Origin of the sequence: Peribacillus sp. NPDC058075 (assembly GCF_042885195.1) — a bacterium.
Classification (GTDB): domain Bacteria; phylum Bacillota; class Bacilli; order Bacillales; family DSM-1321; genus Peribacillus.
On sequence record NZ_JBHVSL010000001.1, the window covers coordinates 333,005 to 347,530 of the forward strand.

Sequence of the window (14,526 nt, forward strand, 5' to 3'; positions counted from 1 at the left end):
AATGATCGTGCTTTTTTTGTATATAGTAGAAGCAAAATTATTGAGGTTTGAAGTAATGCTGGATTTTTCAGAAAATAAAAAAAATACGATTGACCATACAGTATATTTGTCTTACAATAAAACAATAATACACAAGGGGGAATAAAAAATGAATAAGATTCGCAAGGCACCTAAAGGGATTCTCGGATTTCCCGTGGCACCATTCACAACGAGTAATAAGCTTGATGAACAAGCACTGGCCGAAAATATCCAATTTTTATTAGATGAGGGACTCGAGGCTATTTTCGTGGCATGTGCAGCAGCGGAATATCCTTCGTTAAGTAAAGAGGAATATGAAGCGATGGTAGAGGTAGCCGTATCCGTAACAGCTGGAAAAGTACCTGTATACACAGGGGTAGGCGGGAATATTCAAACTTCCCTCGAACTTGCCAGAATATCAGCGGATAGAGGGGCAGACGGATATTTAATATTACCTCCATATCTTGTTACTGGAGAACAGGCTGGTCTGGCGGCTTATTTCAAAGCCATCGCAGAAAGTACTGACTTAAATTCCATAGTATATCAGCGTGATAATGTGTCATTTTCACTTTCAACTTTGGAAGCGCTTGCTCAGGTCCCGCAGGTGGTCGGCGTAAAAGACGGTCTAGGCAATATGGAGTTGAATGGACTTCTTACACAAACGTTCGGAAAGCGTTTCGGCTGGCTGAACGGAATGCCGCTTGCGGAAGTTACCATGTCGGCCTACGTTCCACTTGGCTTTGACTCCTATTCATCGGCGATATCCAATTACATTCCGCATATCTCACGAAAATTCTATAATGGCATTTTGAGCGGAGATCAAGAAACGGTCAATGAAATTTACCAACAGGTCATCATGCCAATCAACAACATTCGCCGTCAGCGAAAAGGATATGCCGTTTCTCTCATTAAAGCAGGTATGGAGATTATGGGTATGCAGGTTGGGCAAACAGTCAGATTACCAATTCTTCCGGTGGAAAAAGAACATTATGCAGAGATGCAAACGATATTAGAGAATGCTTTAAATCGTTTTCCAAAAGAAACACCAATTCAATCAATCTAATAAGGGTGGGGATTATATATGATAACTACAGTTCAAACAAAAACGTATCTTAACTATATTAACGGTGAATGGGTTGCTTCTATTTCAAATGAAGTTGAAAAGAGTTTAAACCCGGCAGATAAACAGGCAATTGTCGGATATGTACAAAAATCTACGAAGGAAGATTTGAACCTGGCTGTGGAAGCGGCAAAAAAGGCGAAAGACAAATGGCGCAAACTCGCTGGTTCAGAGCGCGGGGAGTATCTATATAAAGCAGCGCAAATTCTTGAAAAGCGGATGGATGAAATCGCAGAATGTGCAACACGGGAAATGGGAAAGACCTTTGCTGAAACAAAAGGGGAAACGGCACGCGGCATTGCGATCCTGAAATACTATGCAGGAGAAGGGATGCGTAAAGTGGGGGATGTCATTCCATCCACAGACAGTTCAGCGCTTATGTTCACGACGCGAGTCCCGCTTGGTGTTGTGGGCGTCATAACACCTTGGAATTTCCCAATCGCCATCCCAATCTGGAAGATGGCCCCTGCTCTCGTTTATGGGAATACGATTGTGGTCAAGCCAGCCACCGAGACGGCCATCACCTGTGCGAAGATCATGGAGTGTTTTGAAGAAGCCGGTTTACCGGCGGGTGTAATCAATATGGTCACAGGACCGGGCAGTGTCATCGGGCAGGGCATCGCCAATCACGAAGATGTAAACGGCATTACCTTTACCGGCTCAAATGGCGTGGGAAAAAGGATTGGACAAGCGGCGTTAGCACGCGGAGCGAAATACCAGCTTGAAATGGGCGGGAAAAATCCGGTAATCGTTGCAGCGGATGCGGATCTTAATCTGGCTGTAGAAGCCGTCATTACAGGTGCGTTCCGTTCAACGGGACAAAAATGTACTGCGACAAGCCGTGTCATCGTTGCAGCTGAAGTTTATGAAGAGTTCAAGCAGCTGTTGGTGAATGAAACGAAAGGCATTTCCATCGGGGATGGATTGGACAGTGGGACATGGATGGGACCATGTGCTAGCGAAAATCAATTGAATACGGTACTTTCCTATATTGAAAAAGGAGTGGAAGAAGGCGGTGCACTTCTAATTGGCGGGAAGCGTGCTGAAGAAGGTCCTCAGGCAAATGGCTTTTATGTAGAGCCTACGATTTTTGATAACTGCACGTCTGATATGACGATTGTACAGGAAGAAATTTTTGGTCCGGTGATTGCTTTATTGAAAGCTGATTCCGTTGAAGAGGCCCTGCAACTTGCGAACAGCGTGGAATACGGTCTAAGTGCTTCAATTTTCACAGCGAATATCAAACATTTGCTTTCATTCGTTAACGATATGGAAGCGGGTTTGATCAGGGTTAACGCTGAGAGCGCAGGCGTTGAATTGCAGGCGCCATTTGGCGGCATGAAAAACTCCAGCTCCCACTCAAGTGAACAAGGAGAAGCCGCAAAAGAGTTTTTTACATCCATTAAAACGGTGTTTGTAAAATAATAATATAATAACCGGCCCGTGTCATTAGTGGTGTCTGTTAGCTTTATTAGGATGAAGGAGTGGTAAAGTGGATACGAAAACGCAACTTACAGAGGTACCGCTTTATATTAAGGTAAATAAGATGGACAATGTCGCCATCGTGGTTAATACAGGGGGCTTGGAACAAGGAACCGCTTTCCCTTGTGGGCTTGAATTGAAAGAAAGAGTACCACAAGGTCACAAAGTGGCTTTAATGGATATAATCGAGAATGAAGCCATCATACGTTATGGGGAAATTATCGGTTATGCGGCTGAAACAATCAGTAAGGGCAGTTGGATTGACGAGTCGTTGGTGATACTGCCGGCTTCTCCAGATTTAAAGGCATTATCTGTAGCAAATGATATACCGAAAACTTTACCCCCACTTGAAGGGTATACATTTCAAGGATTCCGCAATGAAGATGGCAGTGTTGGAACCAAGAACATATTAGGCATTACAACTAGCGTTCAATGTGTAGTGGGCGTTCTGGATTTTGTCGTGAACCGGATAAAAAAGGAGCTGCTCCCGAAGTATCCCAATGTTGATGATGTTTTCGCCATAAATCACAACTATGGGTGCGGGGTCGCTATCAATGCACCGGAAGCGGTTATTCCCATTCGGACGATACAGAACCTTGCGAAACACCCGAATTTCGGCGGGGAAGCCTTGGTAGTTGGATTAGGGTGTGAAAAACTGTCTCCAATGAGAATAAATCCAAGCGGGGATGATTCAGATATCATTTCACTTCAGGATCAGCAGGGATTTGCGGGAATGGTCCAATCCATTATGGAAATGGCTGAGGAACGTTTAATCAAGTTGAACCGCAGGCAGCGGGAGACATTTCCGGTTTCCGAATTAGTCATCGGTACGCAGTGCGGGGGAAGTGATGCATTTTCTGGTGTGACAGCTAACCCTGCAGTAGGATATGCTACAGATCTGTTAGTTAGGGCAGGGGCAACCGTTCTATTCTCTGAAGTCACGGAAGTACGGGATGCGATTCACCTATTAACGCCTCGTGCAGTGAATGAAGAAGTAGGGAGAGCCTTAATAAGGGAAATGGATTGGTATGATAATTACCTTGCTTTAGGTGATGCCGATCGAAGTGCCAATCCTTCGCCAGGAAACAAAAAAGGCGGATTGGCCAATGTAGTGGAAAAATCATTAGGCTCCATTGCCAAATCCGGAGGCAGCCCCATTTCAGGCGTATTGGCTCCAGGTGAAAAAGCAACGGAAAAAGGGCTGGTTTTTGCAGCTACTCCAGCCAGTGACTTTGTTTGCGGAACGCTGCAGCTCGCTTCCGGTATGCACCTTCAAGTTTTTTCAACTGGAAGAGGCACACCTTATAATCTCGCAATGGCTTCCGTCATTAAAGTATCTACACGAAATACATTGACAGAGCAATGGAAAGATCTGATCGATATAAATGCTGGAACTATCGCTACTGGTGAAGCAACCATTGAGGAAGTTGGGTGGGAAATATTTCACCTTATTCTGGAAGTGGCCAGCGGTAAAAAGAAAACCTGGGCAGAGCATTGGGGTCTGCATAATGATTTGGCACTGTTCAATCCTGCGCCAATTACCTAATAAAGATTTACAGGACTGACTTCCTTTTATATAGAGGAAGTCGGTCCTTTTTTTCTTACAGAAAAGAGGACCGCCGGAATATTAGCAGAAGTTCTTAATGAACGACTGGTTTTCATCATGACGAAAAAAAGGTGATACTAAAAGTACATATCAGGAGGGATAGCATGATCACATTCAGGAATGCGACAGTAAAAGATGTAAGTGACATAGTACAGATGCTTGCGGATGATGTTTTGGGGAGGGAAAGGGAGCGCTATGAAAATCCCCTTCCTGAAAGCTACCTAAAAGCATTTGAATCCATTGATGCAGATGGAAATAATGAATTGATCGTAGCATGTCTAGGTGAGGAAATCGTTGGGGTGCAGCAAATCACGTTCACTCCTTATATTACCTATCAAGGCGGTTGGAGAGCTACGATCGAAGGAGTTCGGACGGCATCTTCAGAACGAGGGAAAGGCATTGGGACCAAGTTGATTCAATTTGCTATTGACCGTGCCAGGAAGCGGGGCTGCCATATCATTCAGCTGACGACCGATAAAAAACGGGAAGAAACGCTGCGATTTTATGAACGTTTAGGATTTAAAGCCACTCATGAAGGCATGAAGATGAAGCTTTAATTTACCTTCTTTTGCCCCCTTTTTCTGTGCACAACAATTTGTCTGGTATTTTATGTTAAAATTATTTGTGAGATATTAATAGAAGTGCAGGATCTAATGAAAGGGTGTGCTAGATGGAAAACGAAGCATGTATTCAGAAGAGGTACGGTGTAATCAGTTTTACTTCATTCATCATTGGAATCATTTGCTTTTTTACTGTTTTTATTACACCTATTAGAATGGAAAATATCGGGAGTCTGACGGATGATTATATAACATTTATCCTTACGATTACCGGTATCGTCCTATCTGTCATGGGAATTTTGAAGAAAACGGAGAAAAAAGTGATTTCTATCATTTCTTTGGTTTTTTCCTCATCTTTCTTTATATTTTGGGTTATCGTCATCACTTTGCTGTTAACTGGTGAAATAGAATGGCCCCGTAGAACAAATTAGATAAAGGGTTGTATGTAGGTCTAAGCTAATGGGGTCAGACTATAAAGGAGCGGTTCAATGATAAGAGGTTTATATGAAGCACATTTACCGGTTCGTGATTTGAAACGTTCCATCGAATTCTATGAGGGGCTTGGTTTGCAGTTGGATCATAAAGTTGAAGACAACCTGGCTTTTCTATGGATTGAAAAGGATAAAAGTTGGTTGGGGCTTTGGGAAACGGAAAAAGTGAAAGTTGAATATCATCCCTCATTACGGCATATCGCTTTTCAAGTATCATTGGAAGAATTAAAGTCCTCAGTCGCATGGCTGGAAGATAGAGGCTATATGCCAAGAGAGGCTTTTGGCTTTCTGCCAATTGAACCTTTCGTGATGCCTCACGGGGAATATGCCCACGCAAAAATTCACTTTAATGATCCAGATGGGAACAGTTTGGAGTTTATTAGTAAACTGGAGAATCCAAAAAAAATCAAGAATCGTATGTATTTAAGTGAATGGGAACATGAATACAGAAGTGAAAAAAACGAATGACGAATGGGTGGGAATTTTGAGTAAGAATGGGAGAATCATAGAATGAACGTCAAAGCGGAATTATATTGGAATGCATTTTGGAAGGGGAAAGACGAAGAAAAACCCAAGGCAGTCAGTGCATGGCAATTCGGGGACGATCCCGATTATTTGGCTCAATTAGTGATGGATGGAAGAAAAACGGCTACATGCTCTGGGTATGTTTTTTATGTAGAGGAAAATGAACCACTTCCATCCGTGGGTGATTACAGCATTATTTTAAGCAGTGAGGAAGATCCCTTAGCCATCATAAAAACGGTAAAAGTCGAAGTATTGCCCATGAATGAAGTGAGTGAGGAGTTTGCGATAGCAGAAGGGGAAGGCGATCGAACATATACATACTGGTGGAACACACATGAAAAATTTTTTAAAGAAGCACTGGACAAAATCGGCCGCACCTTCAAAGTAGATATGCTGCTAGTGTGTGAGCATTTTGAATTGATACATGTAAAGTGAATGTAGCCGGATTGATCGGAAGAGAGCAATAAGTGATTTCGTTCAGTGATTTGCTATAATAGGTCATTGGATTAAAAAACTTATAGAAAGATAGGTATTTGCATGAAAAAGAAACGGATATTCATTGGATTGGGAATCCTGTTTGTTTTCCTGCTATTGTTTGGTACGTATAAATTAATGAATTCAAGAACATATCAGGTATTCGGTGGATTAACGGATAAAGTCGAGACGAATGAAAAAGTGATCGCTTTGACTTTTGATGATGGCCCATCAAAGAATGTAAATCAGATCCTTCCGTTATTGAATAAATATGATGTAAAAGCAACATTCTTTCTGATTGGTAATGAAATGGAAAAGTACCCAGAGGAAGCTGAGAAAATAGCCGAAGCAGGACATCAGATTGGGAATCACACGTATTCCCACAGGCGGATGGTGTTTAAATCGCCCTCTTATATCAAGGTGGAAATCGAGAAAACGGATAAATTCATTCAAAAATCGGGATATAAGGGTGAGATTGACGTCCGGCCGCCAAACGGGAAAAAAATCATAGGTTTGCCTTATTATTTAAATGAAAATGATAGAGAGACCATTACCTGGAATCTGGAACCAGACAGCTATTACACTTCCGCTTCAGACAAAGTGAAGTATGTGAAGGAAAATGTACAACCAGGTTCGATCATCCTGATGCATCCGATGTATGATGATACGGGTAAAGAACTTCAAGCGATTGAAGGGATCTTACAAGAGTTAACGAACGAAGGGTATAGGTTTGTAACGGTCAATGAACTTCAAGATATGTAGTTTCATTATACCGTCCGAACGATTTTCGAAGAAAAGGGTTGCTGCGGCACCCCTTTTTTATGTGAGATACAGAATAGTACAAAACATGGGCTGCATATTGTTTCTTAACGGATGTTGTTGTAAGGGCATGCATCGCATGAGTTTCCCATAGTGTAAATATAGCTTTTAAAATGGGGCTGGTTACTTGTATCGGAATAAAAATACCGCTCTGATCATCTTGTTGTGTTTCCTGTTATTCCTGTTTCTTGTCGTGCTCATTTTTCGGCACATCACGGTATACTTCGTGTATAGCTCGGGCATCGGCCCGTTATTACTTATTGGGGTAATGGTTTTTGCTATCGTTATGCTTTTTTTCAAAGGATATAAATAGGTTTATACAATTTGCACGTTGCTTTCCTCACCAGACACTCGCTTTTCCGCGGGCGGTCCGGGAGCCTTCTCGGCGCCTTTGCGCCTGCGGGGTCTACCGTGAGAACGCTTTTCCCGCAGGAGTCTTGTACCTTACGTTCCAACTTTGGTTTAAAATTTAGAAAAAACTCCTTTTGTCTAAAATCACTGGAGGCTGCTGTGCAGCCTTTTTTATGTGGAAAAAGTTCTCTTCATCGATATACATAAAAAAATATAAAAATCAATAAAAAATTAACACTCATACGTTAGTAATATATGGTAATATTTGAAATGGGATTATTTTCTTATAAATTATTATCAGGGGTGATATGTACGTGGAGTTTTTTACTAAGTGGGCGTTTAAGAACAAGGCTGCCGTTTCATTGGTAACCATATTTATTTTGTTGATCGGAGTTGTCAGTTATTTTAAACTGCCGATGGAATTTTTACCATCTGCCGATAATCCTCAAGTTACGATTATCACAATGGGGCAGGGCACCGATTCGAAAACGATGGAAGCACAAGTTACAGATCCAATTGAAAGAGCAGTTACGGGAGTTAAAGGGAAAAGTTCCATATACTCCACCACTGGAGATGGGTTTTCAAAAGTAGATCTATTCTTTGAAGCAGGATCGGATATGAAACAAGCGAAAATGGATGTTCAAGAAGCTTTAGGCAGTGTAGCATTGCCGCAAAGCATGGCAAAGCCCACTGTTACACAGTTAAATACATCTATGATTCCCATTTCATTTGTAGCTGTTACTTTTAAGGATGGATTAACAGCTGAAAATATAGACTTTACCAAGAAAGAATTAGAGCCTTTGTATAAAGATATTAAAGGGGTTTCGGATGTACAGACATTTGGAATTTCGCAATCCGTACTTTCAGTCAAAGTGGATAATGAAGAAATGGCGAAAAAGAAAGTCTCCATTCAAGATGTCATGAGCGTCCTTAACGGTCAGAATGCAGCTCTGGCCGTAGGCGAAAAAGTGATTGATGGGAAGGCAAGTAACATCAAGGTTATCGGGGATTTAACAAGTATAGAAAAATTAAAAGGGCTAAAGGTAACTCCAAATGTCACACTTGGAGAGATAGCAAAAGTTGAAGAAGCGAAGGATGGCAACCTCATCAGTCGTTTTAATGGAAAGGAAAGCATTGACTTAAGCATTATCAAGGACAGTCAATCAAATGCTGTCACAATCAGTAAAGAGGTTGAAAAAGTAGCAAAAGAAATTAATGAAAAGTATAGTGACCAGAAATCGACCATTTATTTATCCACAGCTGATATGGTGGAGACTTCCGTTCAGACGATGGTAAAAGAAGTTTTGCTGGGTGCGCTATTCGCTACGATTGTAATCATGGTTTTCTTACGGAATGTGCGATCCACATTCATTACAATCGTTTCCATACCGTTATCTCTTGGCTTTACGTTATTTTTGCTGTCATTGTCGGGAGTGACGCTGAATATTTTGACGCTGGGCGGTGTCGCTGTAGCAATCGGGCGCTTGGTGGACGATAGTATAGTTGTTATTGAAAATATTTTCCGGAAAATGCAGCAGGAGAAGATTTCTGTCGAATTGGTGATGGATGCAACGAAAGAGGTGGGAGTGGCGATAACAGCTTCAACCCTCACTACAGTAGCCGTTTTCTTGCCGGTTGCTTTATTGAATGGAGGGCTTCAAGAGTTTCTTCTTCCTTTCGCTTTGACGGTCACTTATTCTTTGCTGGCTTCTTTAATTGTGGCATTAACGGTTGTTCCGTTAATGAGCGCAGGATTGCTGAAAAGGACGGAGCTGCCAAAGCATCGACCGGCCAAGCGTTTTACCAAGCTGGTTACTTGGTCATTAAATCATAAATGGGTAGTCTTGATTGTTGCTTTGCTGTTGTTTGTCGGTTCCGTTGGTACATATTTTGCCATGCCAAAAGGGGCGATTGATAATTCTTCAGCAGACTATGTTTCCGTGACATTAACTTATCCAAATGATCAGCCCTATGAGAAAGTAAAGGAAAAAGCGATTGAACTCGAGGAAACGATGCAGGTTATGGATGAAGTGGATAATGTATTCATGCAATTAGGAAACTCAGCCGAGACAGCCCAATATGGAGCAGTCACATCACCGACAGAAGCAACTTTTGGCATCCTCGTGAAGGATAAAGCAAATGTAGATTCAATCTTGGATAAAATGGAAAAGGAGCAAGAAAACTACCCTGATGCGAAGCTTACGGCCACCGCTTCCTCGTTTATGATGGGGGCATCGAAGACGAACATTACGATAGATGTGATCGGCAGTAATGTTGAAGATTTGGAACTGACGGCCAATAAGGTCAAGGAAAGTATTCAGGATATTAAAGGTATTGAAGATGTTAAAACAAACCAAGACGAAAAGAAAACGATTTATTCATTCAAGGTAGATCCAGCTAAAGGCAATACAGAACAAATCGGTCAACAATTAGGTATCATGCTCAATAAAACACCTATCGGCAATATAACCATGCAGGATAAGCAGACCCCTGTCGTCCTCGAACCCATCTTGGATCCTAAAGAACCAGATGATTTAAAAAGTATTCCAATTATGACAGACAGCGGTCTAGCTCCGGTGTCTAAGGTTGCTTCTTTAAAGAGCGAAGAGAGTGCAACAACGCAGTTCCATAAAGATGGAGAAACGTATCTTCAATTAACGGCAACGGTAGATCCGACTAAGCTTTCGGATATTGCAAGCAAAATAAATCTTGAGATATTTGGTGATAACGAGAACAAAGGCCTTGATATTCCGAATGATGTAGAGATTTTAGTCGGGGGGGCGAGTGCTCAGCAGACAGATGATTTTTCCGACTTGTTCCTTACGATGTTAATATCGATCGGCATTGTCTTTTTAATCATGGTTATAACATTTAAATCGATCAAAGCACCGATAGCCATTCTATTTTCCTTGCCATTCGCTGCTATTGGAGCGGTATTAGGATTGGTTATCAGTCGTATTCCAGTGGATATTACAGCACTGCTGGGTGCTCTCATGTTGATTGGAATTGTGGTGACAAACGCGATTGTGCTTCTGGATCGAGTCAAACAAAACGAAGAAAAAATGATCATCCGTGAAGCGATCGTCGAAGCGACAGCTACAAGATTCCGTCCGATCATCATGACGGCTGTAGCAACGATTTGTGCCATGCTGCCGCTTTTATATAAAAAAGCGGAAACAGGAAGCTTGGTTTCACAAAGTTTAGCGATCGTTGTCATTGGCGGGCTAGCTGTGTCTACACTGCTCACACTTATCGTCATTCCATGTATATACGAATTGCTGTACTACAAAAAATCGAAAAAACAGAGAAGGAAAAAGAGAGAACCCGTTAACGAACAAATCGAGATGTAAGGAAGCTTTAATAAAAAAGTTTGTAGAGGAAGCAAGGCTTTCTCTACAAACTTTTTTTCTATAGTCTTTTAAAATAATGGTTGACTTCCCTTTAACCTGTAACTAAAATGATTACAGCAGACTCGATACAATGGCAGGAAGCAATCGACTGTGCAGTTACTGAATGTAATGCTCTTATATTAATTTTTTTGCTCTGCGCTGTAACTGATTCGATTACAAGTTTAGCCAATGATGAAAAGTGAGGGAATATATGATGACAGTGAAAATTAAAGCGTATTCTGATTTTATATGTCCATTTTGTTTTTTAGGTAAAGGTCCTTTGGACGAAATCGTGAAGGAAAAGGATGTAGAAGTGGAATGGATGCCATTTGAATTGCGTCCGAGTCCACATGCCAAAATTGATCCATGGAAGGAACCCGATAAGTTGAATTCATGGGATTCTTACATTCTTCCTGCTGCGAAAAAGCTAGGGGTTGATATGCGTTTGCCCCGTGTCTCCCCGCATCCATATACACATTTGGCGTTCGAAGGGTGCCATTTTGCCAAGGAGCACGGAAAAGGGAACGAGTTTCACAACAGAGTATTTACAGCGTTTTTTCAAGAGGAACAAAATATTGAAGATATTGAAGTATTGACAAAATTAGCGGGTGAAGTTGAACTTCCCATAGATGCTTTTAGAGAAGCATTAGTGTCAAGAACGTATAGGGAATTGCACCAACAAGCACTCAAACATGCTTATGAAGAATTAGATATCAGGGCTGTCCCGACGTTTATTATTGGTGATGAAGTCATTCAAGGGCTAGCCAGCAAAGAAAGGCTTGCGCAAGTCATTGAGAAGGAGGAAGCAAAAAATAAACGGAATGAATTTGATCGATTGCAATGTGATGGTATGAGTAATTGCTAATAACGTTTTTACTGTCAGGGAAATGAGAATTTACAACAGTAAGGTCATTTCAAGCTACTTAAAATAGGGCTTGATTAGAATACTTACAGAAAAAACCCTTTTATCAAACAATAAAACCTGTTCTTTTACTGTTTAATATAAAAGGGGTATTTTAATGTAATTCTAGTTGAATTGTAGTAATAATATTAGAATCATCAACCCATATATAAGCATTTTTACACTTATGAGTGAAATATCTAATGGCAAAAGTATCTTTTAAACAATCTTTTAAAGTCCAATTGTATAAGGAGAGCGAGAATATTGGCCCCTTTGATGTGTTTTTTAAATAAGCTAACACCTTATCGAACTCCATATCTTCGTATTTCTCTATAAATTCAGGTATTATCTTGTATGATTTTTGTGGTTTCCATTCATATTGTGATTTGCTAATTGTCCCATATAGATTTTTTATTATTGGATTTATGTGACTCGACCTGATCAAGGAGAGAGATTCTTGATTCGGCTTATTTAACATTATTTCTGATGGTACTTCGTTTTCTAATAAAATCTTGGTGTTGTCAAAATGCATAATAATTTCTTCGATGACTTGATTATCAATTCTATCGACAAATAACGAAGTAACACTATTTTCATCTTGGCAACCCAACAGTAAAAAGAATTGAGTTAATAGTGAATATTTTTTTTCGAAATTTGAATTAGGGGTAAATTCCCTGATTTTGAAATCTGAAAAACTGTCTGTATTGTTTTCGAACTGATTATTAGCTTCAGAAGGTTTCAACCATTCCATTAGTAGCCCACCTAGTATGTTTTTTATTTAACCTCAAAATAACTATAACCATTTGCAATGGCTGAATAAGTACCATTTTTTACTGTCCTGAACGTTCCACCAAGTTTTGCACGGTATTTTCCAGCAGACAATCGGTCAGATGATTCATTTCTAATTGTGGAAGTTGCCACCAACTTGTATTGTCCAAGGGCAATAGGCAGATTTACTTATGACATAACAGCCAACCGTTCCGCGCGCGAAAGAAAGTCCGTATGGAGTGATAACTGATTCATTTCCATTAGAAAGGCTATTTGGTGAATAATCAGTGTTTGCAAGATTTGGTAGTGAATCCAGGTCTATTGTTGGCTCTGCCTCTTGTATTATTACTTCTGTTAATTCTTTAGATGGACCTGTTTCTTCTGCTTTTTATTGATTAGGAAAACTAGTGAACAAAAGTACTGAAAATAAAAATAGAAAAAGCACTTTTCTCATCTTAAATAATTATTTTCCATAATAAAATCATATATTTATGGATTTATTACAAAAACTAAAAGGCAGATATAATCATCGGAAGGTGTTGTTTTGTTTTGTTATATATACCTATATAGTTAAATTATTACATAGTGTATCATGTTTTTTTGTGAAAATGTAGGTTATTTTACCTAGATATTTTGGTTTTCTCACTTAATTTTTAGGACATTTATATTATTTTTAAGATGAAGAAGGACTGCTTAATATAAACGGAGATAAATAATTGACAATGAGAATCATTTTCATTTATAGTGAAGTGTGTAATGAAAGTAATTCTCAATTATGAAGGTGATATGGATGAAGGTATTCATTGGTTATGTCAGTTTATCCGGTAATACCGAAAAAATGGCTATAAACATAAAGAATAGAATGAAGGCTGTCGGCTGTGAAGTATATATGGAAAGATTGGATACTGTTGAAGTTGATGCTTTAAAGGATTTTGATTTGGCCTTTATTGGTTTATATACATGGAATCTTGAAGATTTACCGTATGAGGCACACGAGTTTTATGAGGAAATTGACCAAGTGGACTTTGCTGGAGTGAAAGTCGCATTCTTTGGTGCCGGCGACTTGACCCAATCGAAACCCTGCGCCGCGATAGATATTCTTTCCGATAAAATGAAGCAATTTGGATTTGATGTATATGATCGAGTATTGAATATACACCATGAAAGCAGTACATACGAACAAATAAGGAAATGCGAAGACTTTGCAGAGCATGCCCTTATATGGGGAAGCAATAGGAAGAAATGGAGATTCTACATGTGGGATCGGAAGCTAGGCAGCCCCAAATACCAAAAGTCTTTATTTTTGTTAAGGAGGGTCCTTGATGATTACCCAATTAAGTTCAAAGGCTGAAGCAAAAAAAGAGGAACTTATACAAGAACTTCTGAAATCCGGGATTTTTAAAAAATATAATAAACAACTATACGAGCTTCCGATAGTAGTTTTACAGAAGGAATTCAACCACTTGAGAGGAGATTTAAAAAATGTCTAGGAGAAGGAAATCTTATACTGAACTTCTAAAAGAAAACCGCGAACTTCTGTTGCATGACAAAATTGAAGTGGAACGCATCTATACAAAAATCGATCAAAAAGCAATCAATGAAAAAAAGGGCAGTAAGCAAGTACAATCATGACTGGTTAAAAATCAAGGCTGTTTTCGCATACTTTGTTGCTATTTACTGCTATTTACCAAGTAGTGCGGTGTGGTTGATTTCCCCTCCAGATGCTCGCTTTCCGCGGGGCTGGCGGTGAGCCTCCTCGGCGTGAACGCCTGTGGGGTCTCACCTGTCCCGCTGCTCCCGCAGGAGTCTCGCACTTCCGCTTCAATCAACCTTAAATCGTTTTGTTTTAAAAACAACAATCTTTACGAAAAGAGCCAAAATCAAAAACCAAAATCCATTTTTTGATTTCGGTTCAGTTTGTCGACTGATTTCTGAAAACAACGGAAACCCTTTTTTGAGGGTTTATAAAATTTGAACGTTGATTTCCACTCTTTAATCATCTTGACTAATATATTTGCAACT

Annotated in this window: 14 protein-coding genes; 13 read left to right on the top strand and 1 reads right to left on the bottom strand. The window is 40.1% G+C overall.

The window, feature by feature from the left end; all coding sequences use genetic code 11:
• The first annotated feature begins 148 nt into the window (after window positions 1-148).
• The 10 genes from kdgD (at window position 149) to ACFVS1_RS01755 (ending at window position 11,700) form a co-directional block, all read left to right on the top strand.
• The gene (kdgD, locus tag ACFVS1_RS01710) at window positions 149-1,081 is read left to right on the top strand and encodes a 5-dehydro-4-deoxyglucarate dehydratase (RefSeq protein ID WP_387544869.1); all 933 of its coding nucleotides are present in this window, start codon (window positions 149-151) and stop codon (window positions 1,079-1,081) included.
• 18 nt (window positions 1,082-1,099) lie between these two features.
• Entirely contained in the window at window positions 1,100-2,563 is a 1,464-nt protein-coding gene (gene gucD / locus ACFVS1_RS01715) for an alpha-ketoglutaric semialdehyde dehydrogenase GucD (RefSeq protein WP_387544870.1), read from the top strand.
• Between the two features lie 67 nt (window positions 2,564-2,630).
• Complete coding sequence (garD, locus tag ACFVS1_RS01720) at window positions 2,631-4,166, top strand: galactarate dehydratase (protein ID WP_387544871.1); 1,536 nt, start codon at window positions 2,631-2,633, stop codon at window positions 4,164-4,166.
• Window positions 4,167-4,330: 164 nt separating this feature from the next.
• A complete protein-coding gene (locus ACFVS1_RS01725) occupies window positions 4,331-4,783 on the top strand; it encodes a GNAT family N-acetyltransferase (RefSeq protein ID WP_387544873.1) in 453 nt (150 codons plus the stop codon).
• A gap of 113 nt (window positions 4,784-4,896) precedes the next feature.
• Entirely contained in the window at window positions 4,897-5,217 is a 321-nt protein-coding gene (locus ACFVS1_RS01730; RefSeq protein WP_387544874.1) for a hypothetical protein, read from the top strand.
• 57 nt (window positions 5,218-5,274) lie between these two features.
• Window positions 5,275-5,745, top strand: coding sequence for a VOC family protein (locus ACFVS1_RS01735; protein ID WP_387544875.1), 471 nt, complete (start codon window positions 5,275-5,277; stop codon window positions 5,743-5,745).
• 42 nt (window positions 5,746-5,787) lie between these two features.
• Window positions 5,788-6,237, top strand: a complete 450-nt coding sequence (locus tag ACFVS1_RS01740) for an ASCH domain-containing protein (protein WP_352925225.1) — start codon at window positions 5,788-5,790, stop codon at window positions 6,235-6,237.
• Window positions 6,238-6,339: 102 nt separating this feature from the next.
• Entirely contained in the window at window positions 6,340-7,038 is a 699-nt protein-coding gene (locus tag ACFVS1_RS01745) for a polysaccharide deacetylase family protein (RefSeq protein WP_352925226.1), read from the top strand.
• Window positions 7,039-7,760: 722 nt separating this feature from the next.
• The gene (locus ACFVS1_RS01750; protein ID WP_387544878.1) at window positions 7,761-10,796 is read left to right on the top strand and encodes an efflux RND transporter permease subunit; all 3,036 of its coding nucleotides are present in this window, start codon (window positions 7,761-7,763) and stop codon (window positions 10,794-10,796) included.
• 253 nt (window positions 10,797-11,049) lie between these two features.
• Window positions 11,050-11,700 (top strand): DsbA family oxidoreductase, encoded by a 651-nt coding sequence (locus ACFVS1_RS01755; protein ID WP_387549174.1) that lies wholly within the window; start codon window positions 11,050-11,052, stop codon window positions 11,698-11,700.
• A gap of 151 nt (window positions 11,701-11,851) precedes the next feature.
• Here the strand turns inward: ACFVS1_RS01755 and ACFVS1_RS01760 are convergent, their stop codons facing one another.
• Window positions 11,852-12,487 carry a hypothetical protein gene (locus ACFVS1_RS01760; RefSeq protein WP_387544880.1) on the bottom strand — a complete coding sequence of 212 codons (636 nt, stop codon included), beginning with the start codon at window positions 12,485-12,487 and terminating at the stop codon, window positions 11,852-11,854.
• Between the two features lie 807 nt (window positions 12,488-13,294).
• On the opposite strand from ACFVS1_RS01760, the gene ACFVS1_RS01765 reads away from it, so the two are divergent.
• From ACFVS1_RS01765 to ACFVS1_RS01775, 3 genes are read left to right on the top strand one after another with little or no spacing between them, the layout of a single operon-like run.
• Window positions 13,295-13,855: a flavodoxin domain-containing protein gene (locus ACFVS1_RS01765; RefSeq protein WP_387544881.1), complete on the top strand. Its 561-nt coding sequence runs from the start codon at window positions 13,295-13,297 to the stop codon at window positions 13,853-13,855.
• Window positions 13,827-13,994, top strand: a complete 168-nt coding sequence (locus tag ACFVS1_RS01770; RefSeq protein WP_352925234.1) for a Fur-regulated basic protein FbpA — start codon at window positions 13,827-13,829, stop codon at window positions 13,992-13,994. Before ACFVS1_RS01765 ends, ACFVS1_RS01770 begins: the two co-directional genes overlap by 29 nt.
• Complete coding sequence (locus ACFVS1_RS01775; protein WP_095393069.1) at window positions 13,987-14,136, top strand: FbpB family small basic protein; 150 nt, start codon at window positions 13,987-13,989, stop codon at window positions 14,134-14,136. The genes ACFVS1_RS01770 and ACFVS1_RS01775 overlap by 8 nt, the downstream gene beginning before the upstream one ends.
• The last annotated feature ends 390 nt before the right edge of the window (window positions 14,137-14,526 follow it).